At 40.3% G+C, this 18,299-nt stretch carries 15 protein-coding genes; 6 read left to right on the top strand and 9 right to left on the bottom strand.

What is annotated here, in order from left to right:
- Positions 1 to 23: 23 nt before the first annotated feature.
- The 3 genes from glmS to WA338_RS01075 are packed head-to-tail and all read right to left on the bottom strand — an operon-like array spanning position 24 to position 4,314.
- The gene (gene glmS, locus WA338_RS01085; RefSeq protein WP_009778531.1) at positions 24 to 1,874 is read right to left on the bottom strand and encodes a glutamine--fructose-6-phosphate transaminase (isomerizing); all 1,851 of its coding nucleotides are present in this window, start codon (positions 1,872 to 1,874) and stop codon (positions 24 to 26) included.
- A gap of 9 nt (positions 1,875 to 1,883) precedes the next feature.
- A complete protein-coding gene (locus WA338_RS01080) occupies positions 1,884 to 3,488 on the bottom strand; it encodes a DUF4270 domain-containing protein (protein WP_009778530.1) in 1,605 nt (534 codons plus the stop codon).
- 16 nt (positions 3,489 to 3,504) lie between these two features.
- Entirely contained in the window at positions 3,505 to 4,314 is an 810-nt protein-coding gene (locus WA338_RS01075) for a glycogen/starch synthase (RefSeq protein ID WP_040532462.1), read from the bottom strand.
- A 107-nt stretch (positions 4,315 to 4,421) separates the two neighbouring features.
- Here WA338_RS01075 and panC point away from each other — a divergent pair, with 107 nt between their 5' ends.
- The 5 genes from panC to radA all read left to right on the top strand — a co-directional run bounded on the left by panC (position 4,422) and on the right by radA (position 9,184).
- A complete protein-coding gene (gene panC, locus WA338_RS01070; RefSeq protein ID WP_272987096.1) occupies positions 4,422 to 5,270 on the top strand; it encodes a pantoate--beta-alanine ligase in 849 nt (282 codons plus the stop codon).
- Between the two features lie 18 nt (positions 5,271 to 5,288).
- Positions 5,289 to 5,639: an aspartate 1-decarboxylase gene (panD, locus tag WA338_RS01065; protein WP_072981173.1), complete on the top strand. Its 351-nt coding sequence runs from the start codon at positions 5,289 to 5,291 to the stop codon at positions 5,637 to 5,639.
- A 1-nt stretch (position 5,640) separates the two neighbouring features.
- Positions 5,641 to 6,609 (top strand): lysylphosphatidylglycerol synthase transmembrane domain-containing protein, encoded by a 969-nt coding sequence (locus WA338_RS01060; protein ID WP_272987099.1) that lies wholly within the window; start codon positions 5,641 to 5,643, stop codon positions 6,607 to 6,609.
- 77 nt (positions 6,610 to 6,686) lie between these two features.
- Positions 6,687 to 7,823: an alpha/beta hydrolase gene (locus tag WA338_RS01055; RefSeq protein ID WP_272987101.1), complete on the top strand. Its 1,137-nt coding sequence runs from the start codon at positions 6,687 to 6,689 to the stop codon at positions 7,821 to 7,823.
- Positions 7,823 to 9,184: a DNA repair protein RadA gene (gene radA / locus WA338_RS01050; RefSeq protein ID WP_009778524.1), complete on the top strand. Its 1,362-nt coding sequence runs from the start codon at positions 7,823 to 7,825 to the stop codon at positions 9,182 to 9,184. The genes WA338_RS01055 and radA overlap by 1 nt, the downstream gene beginning before the upstream one ends.
- 163 nt (positions 9,185 to 9,347) lie before the next feature.
- Here radA and WA338_RS01045 read toward each other — a convergent pair whose 3' ends face one another.
- The 6 genes from WA338_RS01045 to WA338_RS01020 all read right to left on the bottom strand — a co-directional run bounded on the left by WA338_RS01045 (position 9,348) and on the right by WA338_RS01020 (position 16,819).
- The gene (locus tag WA338_RS01045; protein ID WP_009778523.1) at positions 9,348 to 10,094 is read right to left on the bottom strand and encodes a succinate dehydrogenase/fumarate reductase iron-sulfur subunit; all 747 of its coding nucleotides are present in this window, start codon (positions 10,092 to 10,094) and stop codon (positions 9,348 to 9,350) included.
- 19 nt (positions 10,095 to 10,113) lie between these two features.
- Positions 10,114 to 12,117 carry a fumarate reductase/succinate dehydrogenase flavoprotein subunit gene (locus tag WA338_RS01040; protein WP_009778522.1) on the bottom strand — a complete coding sequence of 668 codons (2,004 nt, stop codon included), beginning with the start codon at positions 12,115 to 12,117 and terminating at the stop codon, positions 10,114 to 10,116.
- Positions 12,118 to 12,120: 3 nt separating this feature from the next.
- A complete protein-coding gene (locus WA338_RS01035) occupies positions 12,121 to 12,777 on the bottom strand; it encodes a succinate dehydrogenase cytochrome b subunit (RefSeq protein ID WP_009778521.1) in 657 nt (218 codons plus the stop codon).
- A gap of 249 nt (positions 12,778 to 13,026) precedes the next feature.
- On the bottom strand, positions 13,027 to 13,419 hold the full coding sequence (locus WA338_RS01030) for a DUF2721 domain-containing protein (protein WP_009778520.1): 393 nt from the start codon (positions 13,417 to 13,419) through the stop codon (positions 13,027 to 13,029).
- 5 nt (positions 13,420 to 13,424) lie between these two features.
- Positions 13,425 to 16,337: a glycosyl hydrolase gene (locus WA338_RS01025; RefSeq protein ID WP_336091704.1), complete on the bottom strand. Its 2,913-nt coding sequence runs from the start codon at positions 16,335 to 16,337 to the stop codon at positions 13,425 to 13,427.
- A gap of 119 nt (positions 16,338 to 16,456) precedes the next feature.
- Positions 16,457 to 16,819: an endonuclease domain-containing protein gene (locus tag WA338_RS01020; protein WP_272987106.1), complete on the bottom strand. Its 363-nt coding sequence runs from the start codon at positions 16,817 to 16,819 to the stop codon at positions 16,457 to 16,459.
- Between the two features lie 153 nt (positions 16,820 to 16,972).
- On the opposite strand from WA338_RS01020, the gene WA338_RS01015 reads away from it, so the two are divergent.
- On the top strand, positions 16,973 to 18,265 hold the full coding sequence (locus WA338_RS01015; protein WP_272987261.1) for an aminopeptidase P family protein: 1,293 nt from the start codon (positions 16,973 to 16,975) through the stop codon (positions 18,263 to 18,265).
- Positions 18,266 to 18,299: the final 34 nt, after the last annotated feature.

Genomic DNA, 18,299 nt, shown 5'->3' with positions numbered 1-18,299 from the left:
AGTCGCAACAAAGCTGAAAATCGCTATTCTACGGTAACGCTTTTAGCCAAATTACGCGGCTGATCTACATTTTTCCCGAGCATCACTGCAATGTGATAAGATAATAACTGCAGCGGAATCGTAGTTAACAGAGGAGACATCGAATCCATCACTTCTGGAACTTCGATCACATGGTCTGCAAGTTCTTTTACGGTAACATCTCCTTGAGTAACAATAGCGATGATCTTACCTTTTCGGCTTTTGATCTCCTGAATGTTACTTACCACTTTATCATAATGACCGCGGCGTGTAGCGATAACTATCACCGGCATATGCTCGTCGATAAGCGCGATAGGACCGTGCTTCATCTCAGCAGCAGGATAACCTTCTGCGTGGATATATGAAATCTCTTTTAGTTTTAAAGCACCTTCCAGAGCAACCGGGAAGTTAAATCCGCGACCTAAATACAGGCAATTGGAAGCATTTTTATAAACTTCTGCAATCTCCTTTACGTGGTCATTGCTTTTTAAAGCCTCTTCTACCTTTTCAGGAATTAAGCGCAATTCTTCAAGATGCATATGCAAATCTGAAGTTGAAATACGCCCTTTGGCTTTAGCCACTTTCAATCCTAATAAAGTGAGTACAGTGATTTGCGTAGTGAATGCTTTTGTTGAAGCAACGCCAATTTCAGGACCGGCGTGTGTATACGCACCGGCGTGTGCCTCTCGAGAGATCGAAGAACCTACCACATTGCAAACACCAAATACAAAAGCTCCTTTTTCTTTGGCCAACTTCATCGCCGCCATCGTATCTGCAGTTTCACCACTCTGAGAAATAGCGATTACCACATCATCCTTATCGATCACCGGATTGCGATACCTAAACTCAGAAGCATATTCTACCTCAACAGGCACGCGCACGAGTTCTTCGATAATATATTCGGCAACTAGACCGGCATGCCAAGAAGTTCCGCAGGCTAAAATCACCAGACGTTTTGCATTGATAAATTTATCGATATGATCATCAACCCCGGCCATTTTTATCATGCCTTTGTTCTCGCGCATACGCCCTCTAAACGTATCGCGTATCGCCTGAGGCTGCTCGTAAATTTCCTTAAGCATGAAATGAGGATAACCTCCTTTTTCGATCTGCTCAAGGTTTAATTTTAATTCTTGAATGTACGGCTGACTGATTATCTTATCATCCTGAATATTGAAGACTTTGATTTCCTTTCCTCTGCGCACCACAGCCATCTCTCCATCTTCTAAATAAAGAGCATTGTTTGTGTATTCAATAAACGGCGACGCATCTGAAGCGATAAAATATTCATCTTCACCAATCCCAATTGCTAGCGGACTTCCTAAACGAGCCACAACAATTTCGTTAGGTTTTTTCTTATCAAAAACAGCAATAGCATAAGCTCCTACCGTTTCATTTAAAGCGATCTGAACCGCTTTTCCTAATTTAACATCTTGATTACGCTGTACATCTTCTATGAGATTCACCAATACTTCAGTATCGGTATCAGATTTAAAAGTGTATCCGCGTTTGGTAAGTTCTTGTTTTATGGCGTCGTAATTCTCAATGATTCCATTGTGAATGATCACCAAATCGCCAGAGTTAGAATAGTGCGGGTGTGAATTGACATCGTTAGGAACACCGTGCGTTGCCCAACGGGTATGACCAATTCCTAAAGTTCCTTCGGCGTTAATTGTAGCATCAACTTTTGCTTTAAGGTCATCAACCTTACCTTTTGTTTTACAAAGTTGAATTTCGTCTCCGTCATAAATGGCCACACCGGCACTGTCATAACCACGATACTCAAGACGTTGCAATCCTTTAATAACAATAGGATACGCTTGTCTATGACCAATATAACCTACAATTCCGCACATAAAACAAATTTAATTAGAAGCTTCGGTATAAAAAACTTTTAGCTTCAGTCGTTTTGCTTCAGGAACATTTACATTACTTCCGTAAAGAATGGTTCCTCTATTCGCTATAATCGATGCGTAAGGCACTCGATTGGGCGTGTCTGTATCGGTTCTTCCCTCAATAGCTCCCGTAGAAGTTGAAAGCACATTTTGAGTAATCACCAATCCTAACTTTGTCGCCGGATCATCATTCTCAGGATCTAGTAAATCCTTTAAAAACTCGGTAATTCTTATTTTATAACTAACACCCTGACCATTATCATCTAATTCTAAAGGACCTAAATGCGTTGTACCTACTGAAGTAATCGCACCAGAAGAACTGATTGTTGCATCTGCTGTAAGATCGACTAAAGGCTGATTCGTTTCTAAATTATAAATATAAACACGTTGTGGCTCTGAAACAGCATTTCCTGCATATGCCGCGATCTTATCTTGATCAACAAAAAATTCAAGATTTGCCTCTCTTATAAGACGCTGTTGCGCTCGCATCGCATCAAGATCATCAGGAATACCATTGTTGTCATCATCTACATCTTCAAAAAGTTCGATCACAGCCATACTACCCTGGCCTCCTTTTAAAAATAGGTTTTCTTCCCCGTTCTCTTTGTCGATCCCGGTAAGTTCGGTTTTGATGGCTTCTTTGAAGTCATTCTCATAACCTACGACAGAATTTCCTCCAAAAGTTAAAGTAATACTAGATTGTCTTCTAGAATCTTCTGCTCCTGAGGTATAATAAATCGCTATTGTAGTATTTGCCTTGTCAAACAAGAAGAATGAACCTGTATTATCTACAGCTTCAGCTTTTAAATAAACTCCTCTAAAATAATTTCTGAAAGAATTTGAGTTAAATAACACATCATCTCCAGAACGATCAACAATGACTTCTTTCCAATAAGTCTCCCCGTAAGTGGTCTGATCTAAGCGTAGACGTAAACGCGGCGATGAAGTTGTTATTTCATCATCTTCAGCCTCTGATGCCGCTTCGATTACAGTAACAACCGGCTCATTTGATGGCGCAAAAGTTTCTTGAAACAAGGTATCTCCCTCAACACCATTCAATTCGGTCAATTCATTTGAATAATATACCGCCCCAGATTCAAAATCTGGCGCGCTGTTGCTATTCAGAAAATAGTTAGATCGAAATGCGGTCAAGCGAATAGGCGCGGTACCATAAACCGAATCTAATTCATAAACCGTCTCATTATCGCTGTTTAAACTTGCTGTGCTGTAATAAGGCATTTCAAAAACCACAGAGTCGATAACAGGATCTGTACCATAAGTAGAATTATAAGTACCTAAATCTACCTGACTAAGTGTTGAAGCCGTAGTCGTACCATAAATAGAATCTTGATAAAAACCAAGCGCACCTGCACTCAAGCCATTTGTTTGAACACCTACAGAGTCAAAAAAACGCTCACTATAAGCTACAACAGGATAATTCTCGTTACCAGATGTAAAATTACTATCATCTACAATACCACTACCTACTTCAAGAAAATCATCCTCACAAGAAAAGAAAACAAAAAGAAGCATTAGTAATCCTAATGTTCTTGTCAACACCGTATTCAATTTCATTCGTTTTTTTGTTTTTTTAATCCAGCACTTTGGTGGTATAGAACTCTTCATACGCCTGCGCAAACTCCTCGCGTTTTTTGTAAGGAAGCACAGGGATTTTAGTAGTATTCAGGTATTGAGCAAGCTCTTCATTTAGGTCTGTAGAACCAATGATCGCAGCATCAGAATTTTTGATCGCCACTTTCATCAAATTCTCATAAGAAGGCTTTTCAAGCTCAGCAATTGAATCTTTTTCTATTCCGTCAAAAGCTATTTTATCAATTAATTGCTCATTTAACGTGTCTTCAAATCCTGTATTATAAACAGAAGTCACAATTTTGCTTTGCTTAAAAAGCGGCTCGCTCGCATAAAACTGCTTTAGATATAAAGGAAGTAATGAAGCTAACCAACCGTGAACATGTATGATATCTGGAGCCCAATTGAGTTTTTTTACGGTCTCAACCACACCCTTTGCAAAAAATATCGCACGCTCATCATTGTCTGCAAATAAGTTTCCATCCTCATCAGTAAACGTAGCTTTTCTCTTAAAATACTCCTCGTTATCAATAAAATAAACCTGTATACGCTCTTTAGGTATAGAGGCTACTTTAATAATAAGCGGCATATCAAAGTCATTTATGACCAAATTCATTCCGGAAAGCCGTATCACTTCGTGAAGCTGGTGTCTTCTCTCATTAATATTACCATATCTAGGCATAAAAATGCGAATTTGACCTCCTTTACTATTTACCATTTGAGGAACCTCAAACGACATAGATGCGATCTCTGTCTCTGGCAAATACGGTATAACTTCAGATGATACGTACAATATCCTCTTATTTTTCATAAATGTGCTTCTAAGTTTCTGTTAAGGCTAAAAAACACGCAAAATTACTAAATTTTATGCAGATTGCCAGTAATATAGTAATTTTGCCGCCTGTTAAATTAATCGGGATGCACGTATACACCAATAGACCAGAAATTTCTAGCGCTGTTGCAAAACACAAAGAAAATGGCTTAAAAATAGGTTTTGTACCTACTATGGGCGCTTTGCACAGAGGCCATGCCAGTCTATTTAACTTCGCGCTCAAAAATTGTGATGTGGTAGTGGTGAGCATCTTTGTAAACCCAACCCAATTTAACAATCCACAAGATCTGGAGACCTATCCTAGAGATTTGCAGAAAGATCTGGAGTTTTTAGAAAGCATTAACCCAGAATTGCTCGTTTTTGCACCAAGCACGACAACGATTTATGGTAACAACGTCAAAGCGTTAGATTTTGATTTTGAAGGACTCAATCAAGTGATGGAAGGCGCATTTAGACCGGGTCATTTTGAAGGAGTCGCAACCGTATTGAAATATCTTTTTGAAATCGTAAACCCAGACATGGCGTTCTTTGGAGAAAAAGACTATCAACAGCTTCAAATCATTAACAAGTTGGTTGAGATCGAAAAGCTATCTGTAAAAATCATTGGCTGCCCCATTAGCCGACATGAAGACGGTCTTGCCGAAAGCTCAAGAAACACCAGACTTACTGAAAAACAGCGTGAAGCCTCTCCCTTTATTTACAAAACCTTAATGCAAGCTAAAGAACATTTTAACGACCAAAGCGTTGAAGATGTTGTACATTTTGTTGAACAGGAATTTGCAAGTAAAGAGCAACTCGAACTCGAATATTTTGAGATCGCTCACGCAGCAACTCTTGCGCACACAACCCAAAAAAAACCGGATGAAAAATACCGGGCATTTATAGCCGTTTTTGCTGGTGATGTGCGACTCATCGACAATATTGCCCTAAATTAAAAAACCTATTTTTACACCATGTTAGTTAACGTTGTAAAATCTAAAATACACCGAGTAAAAGTTACCGGCGCCGAATTGCATTATATTGGTAGCATTACCATAGACGAAGATCTTATGGATGCCGCTGGAGTGATCGAAGGCGAACGTGTACAAATCGTAAATGTTACCAACGGTGAACGCCTAGAAACCTATGCGATACCGGGACCTCGCAAGAGCGGCGAAGTCACCCTAAATGGTGCTGCGGCTCGTAAAGTAGCTAAAGGCGACATTCTTATTCTAATCACCTATGCTTTTATGGAGCTGGAAGAAGCTAAAGCATTTAAGCCTTCTCTGGTTTTCCCAAACGAAGAAACTAATTTGCTCAACTAAATTGAGCAAAAAATCCTTCATAAAATTTTTAAAGGTTGCGATCCCGTTAGGTATTGGTATTTTGGTGATTTACTATTCGCTAAGTGCTGCCACTCCTAAAGAACGCGCCACCCTTTGGAAAAACATTAAAGGCGCCAACCCCGTCTATATCGCTGCTTCTTTGGTTTTTGGCACATTGAGTCATTTGTCAAGAGCTTACCGCTGGCAGTATCTTTTACAACCTATGGGGTATCACCCAAAACTAAGCAATAGGTTTATGGCGGTTATGGCTGCATATCTTGCCAATTTGGGAATTCCGCGAAGCGGCGAATTCCTGCGCGGAGCTCTACTAACCACTTATGAAGAGGTACCTTTTGAGAAAGCTTTTGGCACTATAATTTCAGAGCGTATTGCAGATTTTATAATGCTGCTCCTGGTGGTAGGTTTTGCCATCACTTTACAAACCGATATGCTTCTGACCTACCTTAAAGAGCAAAACATAAATCCGCTTTACACTGTTGCCTTTCTTATTTTCGCCGTAGGCGGAATCGTCATCGGCTTCAAAATTATTCAACGGGCGCAAACAGGCATTTTAGTGAAGCTTAAAAACTTCATGAACGGCCTTATCGAAGGAATGCAGAGCATTCTAAATATGCGTAATAAATGGGCCTTTATTGGTCACACGCTTTTTATTTGGGTTATGTATGTCCTGATGTTCTGGGTTATTAAATTTACTATTCCAGAAATTTCTTACGCTTCCACTGCAGTGATTCTCGCTGCTTTTGTGATCGGTTCCTTTGCCATCTCGGTCACCAATGGAGGTATTGGCGTTTACCCAATTAGCATTGGAGCGCTGTTTGTCTTTTTTGGTTACAGCAAAGAAGGAGGCGAGGCCTTTGGCTGGATCGTTTGGGGATCGCAAACCCTACTTGTTTTGGTACTTGGAGCGCTTTCTTTTTTATTCCTACCTATTCTCAATCGTAAAAAATAGGAACATCACTTTAGGAAAAGCCTTGTGATTAGCTTGTGAATAATCCTTAAATTCACACTACCTTAATCTACCTTTCTATGAAAAAAACACTATTCCTTATGCTGCTTTTTTACAGCAGCATTCAGGCTCAAGTTATCTATGAGTCGGTTCCTTCTTCAAAATTTGACGAACCCCGAAATGTCAAAATTCAGCTACCCCGTAATTACGAAGCTAACGAAGACAAGAATTACCCCGTAATTCTTGTGCTTGATGGCGATTATCTTTTTGAGCCCGTAGCCGGAAATGCCGACTATTACAGCTATTGGGAAGATATGCCACAAGCCATCATTGTGGGTGTGATGCAACCCAACCGAATGGATGACACGGTTTATGATGATTCAAATTATTTCCCCACAGACCAAGGAGCCGATTTCTTTGAGTTTTTAGGAATGGAACTTCTTCCGTGGCTCAACAAACAATACCGTCTCGCTCCTTTTAATGTAGTTGTAGGCCACGACGCAACCGCGGGTTTTGCAAATTATTATTTGATGAAAAATCCACCTCTGTTTCAAGCCTACATATCGCTGAGTCCTGATTTAGCTCCGCAAATGAGTGATCGTCTCACTACTATTCTAACTCAGACTGAACAGCAGATCTTTTATTACCAAGCTACAAGCACCGAAGATATTCCTTCACTAAGAGAAGAAACACTCGCTTTGCATCAAGCTTTAAATGGAATTGAAAATGAAAATTTTTATTATTATTTTGATGATTTTCAAGATGCTACACATTATTCCCTTGCAGGACGTGCCATTCCCAGCGCTTTAGAGAAAGTTTTTGCAGTATACAGGCCCATCAGTAAAAAAGAATTCACCGAAAAAATTCTCAAAGTAGACGCGCCTTACGACTATCTAATCGAAAAATATGATACGATGCAGAATCTTTTCGGCTTAGACGATAAAATCAGAATTAATGATTTTATTGCAATTGCCGCGGCGCTCGAGCGAAAATCAGATTGGGATGGTTTTGAAAATTTAGGCAAATTAGCCAGCAAAGAATATCCCGAAACAATTTTAGGCCCTTACTATTTAGGACGCTCTTACGAAGGAAACGGAGAGCCTAAAAAAGCGATGCGCACGTATGAAGGCGCACTCGTTTTAAAAGAAATCGGCGATATTAATAAAGATATACTTGTTGCCCGTGCGCAACAAATTAAAGATGATTTTGGATATTAATGGCAAAAGTTAAAACAACCTTTTTCTGTCAAAACTGTGGCGCTCAATTTGCCAAATGGCAAGGGCAATGCACCTCGTGTAAAGAATGGAATACCATCGCAGAAGAAGTGGTACAAAAAGCTGAAAAAACCGGCTGGAAAACCGAAACACAAACCACAAAACGTGTTGCAAAACCACAACGCATCAAGGAAATTGACACCACAAAAGATGCACGTTTAAATACTGAAAATAATGAACTCAACCGCGTTTTAGGAGGTGGCCTTGTTCCGGGCTCACTTACTTTATTAGGTGGAGAACCAGGAATAGGTAAAAGTACGCTGATGCTTCAAATTGCATTAACCCTGCCCTACACCACGCTTTACGTCTCGGGAGAAGAAAGCGCACAGCAGATTAAAATGCGTGCAGAACGCATCAATCCCACGGCAGAAAATTGTTTGATTTTAACCGAAACCAAAACGCAAAACATTTTTAAGCAAGTTGAAGAGGTGAATCCGGATATCGTGATCATCGATTCCATTCAAACGCTGCACAGCGATTATATTGAAAGCGGTGCGGGAAGTATATCACAAATACGAGAAACGACTACAGAACTCATCAAATTTGCTAAAGAGACCGCAACACCGGTAATTTTAATCGGCCACATCACCAAAGATGGAAATATCGCCGGTCCCAAAATTCTGGAACATATGGTAGATACCGTGCTTCAGTTTGAAGGAGACCGAAACCATGTGTATCGAATTCTTCGCGCACATAAGAATCGTTTTGGTTCTACCAGCGAACTCGGGATTTACGAAATGCAAGGCAGTGGATTACGAGAGGTTTCTAACCCTTCAGAAATATTGATTTCTAAAAATGATGAAGACTTAAGCGGAACTGCGATCGCTGCGACACTTGAAGGTATGCGCCCGCTTATGATAGAAATTCAAGCGCTTGTGAGCACAGCAGTATACGGAACACCACAACGCAGCGCTACCGGCTACAATGCCAAACGCCTGAATATGATTCTTGCCGTTTTAGAGAAGCGTGCAGGCTTTAGACTAGGTGCAAAAGATGTTTTTTTAAACATCACCGGTGGAATTTCAGTAGATGATACTGCTATAGATCTCGCCGTGGTTGCCGCTATTTTATCGAGTAACGAAGATATTTCGGTAGCCAAAGACATTTGTTTTGCCGCCGAAGTAGGTCTCGCGGGAGAAATACGACCGGTAACACGTGTAGAACAACGCATTCTTGAAGCAGAAAAGTTAGGCTTCGGTACCATAATGATCTCTAAATACTGTAAAGTGCCGAAGAATAATTACGGCATCACCATCGTACGCGTTGCTAAAATGAACGATGTGGTAGAATGGTTATTTGGATAGCTCGAATATTGCGCATAAAAAAAGAGCCTGTGAATTCACAAGCTCTTTTTTATGTTTAAAAGTAAACTAGCTCTGGGCAAGACCACGAGACTGCTTGCGAACGAATTTTCAATTTCGAGGCACCCCTCGCAGTATTAAATCCTTTGACGGTGCCAATACACTTTTATCCTTTTGTAGTAGCACTTAGATACTCACGGTTCATACGCGCGATATTTTCCAGAGAAATTCCTTTTGGGCATTCTATCTCGCAAGCTCCGGTATTGGTACAGTTACCAAAACCTTCTAGATCCATTTGACGTACCATATTCTCTACACGCTCTACAGCTTCAACCTGACCTTGCGGCAATAACGCATACTGAGAAACTTTAGCGGAAGTGAAAAGCATCGCGCTTGCGTTTTTACAAGCAGCAACGCAAGCTCCACAACCAATACACGTAGCGGCACTAAAAGCATCGTCTGCATCATGCTTGTTTACAGGAATACTGTTTGCATCAATCGTGTTTCCTGAGGTATTCACAGAGATATACCCTCCTGCTTGCTGAATACGATCAAAAGCAGTACGATCTACAATTAAATCAGTAATCACAGGAAAAGCTGTTGCTCTAAACGGTTCTATGGTAATGGTATCACCATCGTTAAATTTACGCATATGCAACTGGCAGGTCGTTACTAAACGATCTGGCCCGTGTGGTTCCCCGTTAATTTGTAATGAGCAGCTACCGCAAATTCCCTCACGACAATCGTGATCAAATTCTACAGGCACCTCTCCTTTATTAATTAAGTCTTCATTTAAAACGTCTAGCATTTCTAAAAAAGACATGTCACCTTCAATACCATCGATCTGGTAGGTTTTCATTGCTCCCTTAGCTTTAGCGTTTTCCTGACGCCATATTTTTAACGTAAGTTTCATAAACTTTAGTTGTTAAATGTTATTTATAAGAACGTGTTTTAACCTCGATGTTTTCAAAGGTTAATTGTTCTTTATGCAATTTTGCTTCTCTTGGATTGTCATTGTATTCCCAAGCAGAAACAAAACTAAAATTCTCATCGTCTCTCAATGCTTCTCCTTCAGGAGTCTGATACTCTTCTCTAAAGTGACCACCACAAGATTCATTTCTTGTTAAGGCATCTTTTGCAAAAAGCTCTCCCAATTCTAAGAAATCTGCCACTCTTCCGGCCTTTTCTAATTCAGCATTTTTAGAGTCTAAACTTCCCGGTACTTTTACATTTTCCCAGAAATCTGCACGCAATTCAGCAATCTCATCCATAGCTTCCTGAAGTTCTTTTGCGTTACGTGCCATTCCACATTTATTCCACATAATCTTACCTAATTTCTTGTGGTAATAATCTACAGAATGCTTACCGCTACCATTCATCAATTTGGTCATACGGTCGCGAACGTCTTTCTCTGCCTGATCAAATTCCGGCGAATCTGTAGGTATTTTTCCGGTACGGATATCTTTTGAAAGATAATCCCCAATCGTATATGGAAGTACAAAATATCCATCCGCAAGACCTTGCATCAATGCCGAAGCCCCTAAACGGTTTGCCCCGTGATCTGAGAAGTTTGCCTCACCGGCCGCATAACAACCCGGGATTGTGGTTTGTAAGTTGTAATCCACCCAAAGACCTCCCATAGTATAATGTACCGCAGGATAAATCATCATTGGTGTGGTATACGGATCTTCATCAACGATCTTCTCGTACATCTGAAATAAGTTTCCGTATTTATTCTCAACTACCTTTTTACCGTAGTCGTAAATCTCTTTATCTGAAGGATTGTGATTTCCGTGAATCAAGGCTTCCTCTTTACCATAACGCATAATCGCGCTCTTAAAGTCAAGATAAACGGCCTCTCCTGTTTTATTTACTCCAAAACCGGCATCACAACGTTCTTTTGCTGCTCTAGAAGCTACATCACGTGGCACCAAGTTACCAAAGGCAGGATAACGACGTTCTAGATAGTAATCTCTATCCTCTTCTTTAAGATCGGTTGGTTTTAATTTACCTGCACGTATCGCTTCTGCATCCTCTTTTTTCTTTGGCACCCAAATACGACCATCATTACGCAAAGACTCTGACATCAAGGTCAGTTTAGATTGATGATCTCCAGAAACAGGAATACACGTTGGGTGAATTTGCGTGTAGCAAGGATTTGCAAAATAAGCACCGCGACGGTGTGCACGCCAAGCGGCCATCACATTACTTCCCATCGCGTTAGTAGACAAAAAGAATACGTTTCCGTAACCTCCACTCGCCAATACTACTGCGTGTGCCGAGTGTCTTTCGATCTCACCGGTCACTAAGTCTCTTGCTATAATTCCACGTGCTTTACCGTCTACAAGAACTAGATCTAACATCTCGTGGCGGTTAAAAGCCTCTATTTTACCCCGGTTGATCTGGCGGTTCATCGCAGAGTATGCTCCTAAAAGCAACTGCTGCCCAGTTTGTCCTTTAGCATAAAAGGTTCTGGAAACTAAAACTCCACCAAAAGAACGGTTGTCTAACAACCCACCATATTCACGAGCAAAAGGAACCCCTTGCGCTACGCACTGGTCGATAATATTTGCAGATACTTCAGCAAGGCGGTATACGTTAGCTTCACGCGAACGATAATCTCCTCCTTTTACAGTATCATAAAAAAGACGATAGTTAGAATCCCCGTCACCTTGATAGTTTTTTGCTGCATTGATCCCTCCTTGCGCTGCAATAGAGTGCGCACGACGTGGAGAATCCTGATAACAAAATGTCTTTACATTATACCCTAGCTCTGCAAGTGTTGCGGCAGCACTACCACCGGCAAGACCTGTTCCTACCACGATAACATCAATGTTACGTTTGTTAGCAGGGTTAACTAGGTTTATATCGTTTTTATGTTTTGTCCACTTATCTTTAAGAGGACCTTCTGGAATATTTGATTTTAATTCTGACATCGTCTAGTGATTAAAATGATGAAACAACGCGATGAAAATAAATCCGGCCGGAATTGCAATTGCATAAACCTTAGCAAATTTCTTAAGTCCTCTCGCGTATTTATTGTTAAAGCCTACCGATTGAAAAGAAGACGCAAAACCGTGATACAAGTGCAACGCCAAGAATACAAATGAAAGCACGTACAATCCGGTTCTTACAGGGCTATGGAATTTTTCTACCAACTCACCATAATAACGGGTAGCGTCACTTGGGTTTGCTTCGATATACTTATAAGCGATTTCAGGAAACCAGAAATCGTAAAAGTGAAGACCTAAAAAGGCCAAAACCACGATACCGGTATAAATCATATTACGACTTACCCAGCTAGAATTGGCGTTTCCTTTATAACTCACATAGCTTACTTTTCTAGCAGAACGGTTACGCGCTTCTAGAATGAAACCCATTACAAAGTGAAAAACAACCCCAAAAATCAATACAGGTTGAAGAATTGCCTGTACCAAAAAATTGGTTCCCATAAAATGAGAAAACTCATTAAATGTTTCAGGACTGAAGGTCGACGTGAGGTTAATTGTAAAATGCTGACCTAAAAACAATACAAGGAACAAACCAGAAAGTGCCATAGCAACTTTTCTGGCGATAGAAGAGGAAATGATTCCCATTTAATTACGTTTTTAATTTAGTACTACAAAAATACAGTCCAGCAGATTGTTTCACAAACATTCCTACAGCTTTTGGAATCGTTTTAAATAGCGTACAAAAACGTTCAACAATTCAACCGAAAACCTTTGAAACCTAGGGTTTTCTTTAAACACTTTTTTGAACACCAACGAATGATTTTGAGTTAATTTCAACCTAAAAGGCGATATTTTTGATCTCGTGCCAATCGTTTGCACCTCGAGAAATCTTCCTTATAAATCATCCATATCATTCAACTGAATCTCTAAAGCTTGCGTGCTCAATTGCACTTCAAGAAAAGAAAGTGACAGCGAGATCATTAAGGCTACAAGACTAACCCCAAAAGCAATATTTGCCCAGACCATTTTCTCGATATAAATAAAGAACATGGTGATCACAGCCAGCAAAAAACTGATGATAGCCATGGCTTGCATCGCTTTTATAATTCCAAGTCGCCTGCGCAGTTGCTTTATTTGCCGTTTTACAGGACTTGAAGATTGGTTTTGATAACGCTTATGCAATTCTCTAATCAAAGCTGCAATGGCTAAATACCTTGCGTTATACGCTAGCATCGTCAAGGAAATCGCCGGAAACAATAACGCAGGAATACTCAGATTTAACTCCATGAAAATTAATCTTCTTCAGGAGCATTGGCTCCTGCCTCTGCCCAGTCACGACGACGGCTTCCTTCATCTACTTTAAGCTTTGTAGAAGCTGTTTTTCCTGCAACCTTAATCTGAACTTGATAACTTCCCGGAGTGATGTAGTATACATCGTTTTGCGCTTTAGCAATTTTAAGGTCTTTAGTTTCTTTCTCAAGCTGTTTCTTTCCGGCTTTAGAGATAGTTAAATCATAAGGAATGTAGTTAAAGCCTTTCTCAGCAGCTACCTCCCAAGACTTTACCGTTTTTTCTGCAGCGCTCATTATTTCAAATGTTGCTTTCCCGCTTTGCGGAGCATAGAAAGCAATTTTAATTTCTGGTGCATTTGCTGCGCGCCAAGCACTCCAAGAACGTCCCCAATTGGTTGAATAGTCAACAGCATCCAACTCAAAAAGCTGTAAATCTGAAGCTTTACCAGCATCAAAATTCTGGATCTCATTAAGGTTTGTGATATAGATCGATCTTCCGTGAGTTCCTATTACAAGATCATTTGCTTCGGTTTGAACCACCATATCATGAACCGCAACATTGGGCATACTTCCATCTAAAAGCTCCCAACTTGATCCCTGATCAAAGCTTATGTAACTTGCATCATCAGTACCTAAATACAAAATATTTTCTTTTACCGGATCTTCGATAATCACATTCACAGGAGATAACGGAAGGTTACTGCTGATATCTTTCCACGAGGCTCCAAAATCATCACTTACATAAACGTAAGGCTTGAAATCATCGTAACGATACCCGTTGAGCGTGGCATAAACACGGCCCTTTTTATGAGAAGAAGCAAGTACTTTACTCACCCATAAATCCTGAGGTAACTCTTCTGAAATAATTGCCCAACTACCGCCGGCATCTTGAGTAACTTGAATTACCCCATCATCACTTCCGGTATAAAGGAGTCCAAACTGAAAAGGCGACTCAGTAACATTGGTCAGCGTTCCAAAAGGTACATTTCCTTTTTTACCGCCTGCTGTTAAATCTGGCGAAATTGGCGTCCAATCATCACCCTGATTCATAGAGCGCATCAATTTATTTCCTCCCATATACAGAATATCCTGATTGTGCGGAGAAAGTAAAATAGGAGTCTCCCAGTTGAAACGATAAGGCGCTTCTCCTAAACCGTGACTTGGTTTGATATACTTACGCTCGCCGGTCTCTAAATTCATACGATTATAATACCCAAACTGCGAACCTGCGTAAACAATATTGCTATTGCGGCGGTCTATTTGCACCTGCATCCCATCACCACCTCCAATAGATTTGTATGGGTATTGTCCTTCGGCCTCATAGTCTTTAGAATAAGAATACGTGTGCGGACCTTTCCAAGTCCCATTATCTTGTAAACCTCCGTAAACATTGTACGGTTTTTCATAATCAACGTTGATCGCATAGAATTGTCCTAAAGCTATCGAGTTAAGTTTATTCCAGCTTTTTCCGGCATCGTAAGACATGTTCAATCCACCATCATTTCCATTAATCAAATGATTAGGCATATCAGGATCTACCCAGATCACGTGATGATCAACATGTACGTTAGGTTCATCGATGTAGGTAAAGGTTTTTCCACCATCTGTAGATTTGATCAAAGGAACACCCACGAGATAAATCTCATCTCGATCCTGAGGATTTACATCCATCTCTGTGAAAACGTATCCGTATGAAAAGAAGAAATCGTCGATATAACCATCGTGCGTACGCTTCCAGGTTTTTCCACCATCTTCGGTTAAATAAATTTCGGCTCCAATGACTTCACCTTCAGTATCTGCAGCATTCTTATCATACGTATACAAATGCAAATCAGATGGTTTTAGTTCGTCGCTTTTAACCATAGCCTTTACTTTAGCAACATCATATTGTCTTGGAAAGCGATTAGAACGCAAATAATCAGCGAGGCTTTCATTTTCTAAAGCCAAGAAATCTGACTTAGACATAGATTTAAATTGTTCAGGCTTTAATGCTTTATCATCCTGCTCTTGCCCTTCCTCTTTAGATTCTTCTCGTATATCTTGATTATCGTGAACGGCATAAACAGTATTTGCATCAACCACAGCAACACCAATACGACCAACGCCTTTTCCTTGCGGAAAACCATTACCTGTGGTCACCAACTCCCAAGTAGTTCCGGCATCGGTAGATTTATAAATTCCTGAATTCTCTCCTGAACCTACAAAATCCCAGGCCATTCGTTCACGCTCCCAAGCAGTCGCATACATCACTGAAGGATTATCTGGGGCTTCAGCCAGACTTATAATTCCTGTTTTCTCATTTATGAAAAGGGTTTTCTCCCAAGTATCACCACCATCTGTGGTTTTGAAAATTCCGCGTTCTGCGTTATCAGAATACAAATGCCCTAAAGCACCTACTACTGCAACATCAGGATTGCTCGCATCAAGAACGATATCACTGATATGATGCGAATCTAAAAGCCCTTTTTGTTCCCAGGTTTTTCCGCCGTCGATACTTTTTAAAATTCCGATACCGGCATAAGAAGAGCGAGACGAAATGGTTTCTCCTGTTCCTACCCAGATAATATTTGCCGACCAGTTTACCGCAATGTCACCCACATTTTGTGTAGGAGCAGTATCAAAAACAGCGTCGAATGTATTTCCGTTATTAGAGGTGTGCCACACACCGCCCGTAGCGTACGCTACATAAAACTCGGTGCTGTTTTCTGGATTCACTTCAATATCAACCACGCGACCACTCATAATTGTTGGGCCAACGTTAGTAAACGGAACATTTTTTACAATGGAATTTGCCAGCATTTGGTCTTTGGTCTCAAGAGAGGCTTCTACCTGTTGCGCTCCTGTTGCAGGCTGCTGCGCGTAAGACAAACAAATACTGAAAAGAAAAATGGAGAAAAATAATCGTGTTTGCATAGAGAAAGGTTTTATGCTTCTAAAAATAACCATTTAGTTAAAGAATTGCTAAGTAAATTAAATGAAAACATCCCTCCCTGACCCTCCCTTCAAAGGGAGGGAAATACAGCTTAACATTATCAACGTAATTGCTCTATTTCATTCCTTATTGTATCAGCAACATTTTTTACGTTACTGAGAACTTCCTCATTTGTAAATCGCAAGAATACAACCCCATAATACTCTATTTCCTCAGCTCTTTTGGAATCTTCCAGAAACTGAGTGTTGTGTATGCTTCCATCAACTTCAATAGCTAACCCTATATCGTGACAATAAAAATCTACTATGTAATCAAGAATAGGAACTTGCCGATGGAATTCAACACCTAATGCCTTTCGACGCAACGCACCCCATAAATGCTTTTCTGCCTCTGTTTGATTTTTTCTTAGAAGCCTTGCTAAAGGTTTCAGGTCTTTTCGATATGGAATGATCTTATTAGCCATTTCTAAAATTAACAAAACCTTCAAAAACAAAGTAGTCTGTACACAAAACTTTGTCTTGCCTCCCCTTAGAAGGGGAGGTTTGGAGGGGATGTGCTTCAGTTTATTTCAGCATCGGTTTAATTTCTTTTACCTTTGAAAAAACTCAATTTAGATATGAAATACGACCTTATAGATCGCCAACTGTTTATTAAAAACCGTAAAGGTTTTATGGATGCCATGAAGCCAAACAGCCTTGCCGTTTTTAACAGCAACGACATTTATCCGATAGGCGCAGACAGCACAATGCCTTTTCAGCAAAATAGAGATTTATTCTACCTGAGCGGCGTTGATCAAGAGGAGAGCATACTAGTTCTTTTTCCGGATTGCCCAAAAGCAAAGCACCGCGAAATTTTATTCCTAAAAGAAACGAATGAGCATATTGCAGTCTGGGAAGGCGAAAAATTGACTAAAGAAAAAGCACTAGAAGTAAGCGGCGTAGAAACGGTGTACTGGCTTCAGGAATGGGATAAAGTTTTTTACGAACTTATGACCCAAGCTGAAACTATTTACATCAACACCAACGAGCACTATCGCGCTAATGTTGAGACCGAAACACGAGAAGCTCGTTTCAATAAAAAAATAAAAGAACAATACCCTGCGCATAGTGTAGCAAAGAGCAACCCAATTTTACAGCGTTTACGCTCGGTAAAAGATCCGATCGAGCTCGACATTATGCAGCAAGCCTGCAACATTACCGAAAAAGGTTTTAAACGTGTGTTGCAGTTCACCAAACCTGGGGTTATGGAGTATGAGATCGAGGCCGAATTTATGCACGAATTCTTGCGAAATCGCTCCAAAGGTTTTGCATACACTCCAATTGTAGCTTCAGGAAATAACGCAAATGTGTTGCATTATGTGGTGAATAATGCCAAATGCAAAGCGGGAGACTTAATCCTGCTCGATATTGGTGCTGAATATGCGAATTACAGCAGTGATATGACCCGTACTATTCCTGTTTCAGGAAGATTTACCGATCGTCAAAAGGAAGTCTACAATGCGGTTTTACGCGTTAAAAAGGAAGCTACAAAAATGCTCACTCCGGGAACACTTTGGGGACCTTATCACGAAGAGGTAGGAAAATTAATGACTTTAGAATTGTTAGGGCTTGGCTTACTAGATAAAGCTGATGTTCAAAATGAGAACAAAGACTGGCCGGCTTATAAAAAATATTTTATGCACGGCACGTCACACCATATCGGTCTAGACACACACGATTATGGACTGCTTCACGAACCTATGCAAGCGAATAACGTATTTACGGTAGAACCGGGTATTTATATCCCTGAAGAAGGATTTGGAATTCGCCTGGAAGACGATGTGGTTATTCAGGAAAATGGTGTACCTTTCAACTTAATGCATAACATTCCTTTAGAAGTTGAAGAGATCGAAGACTGGATGAATCGCTAGGTAGACGTTAGACAAAATTAAAAATCCCTTGATT

Source organism: Leeuwenhoekiella sp. CH_XMU1409-2, assembly GCF_037029365.1.
GTDB classification, from domain to species: Bacteria; Bacteroidota; Bacteroidia; order Flavobacteriales; family Flavobacteriaceae; genus Leeuwenhoekiella; species Leeuwenhoekiella blandensis.
The sequence above is the reverse complement of the archived record's forward strand: the minus strand, read 5'-3'. Positions and strand labels throughout refer to the sequence as shown.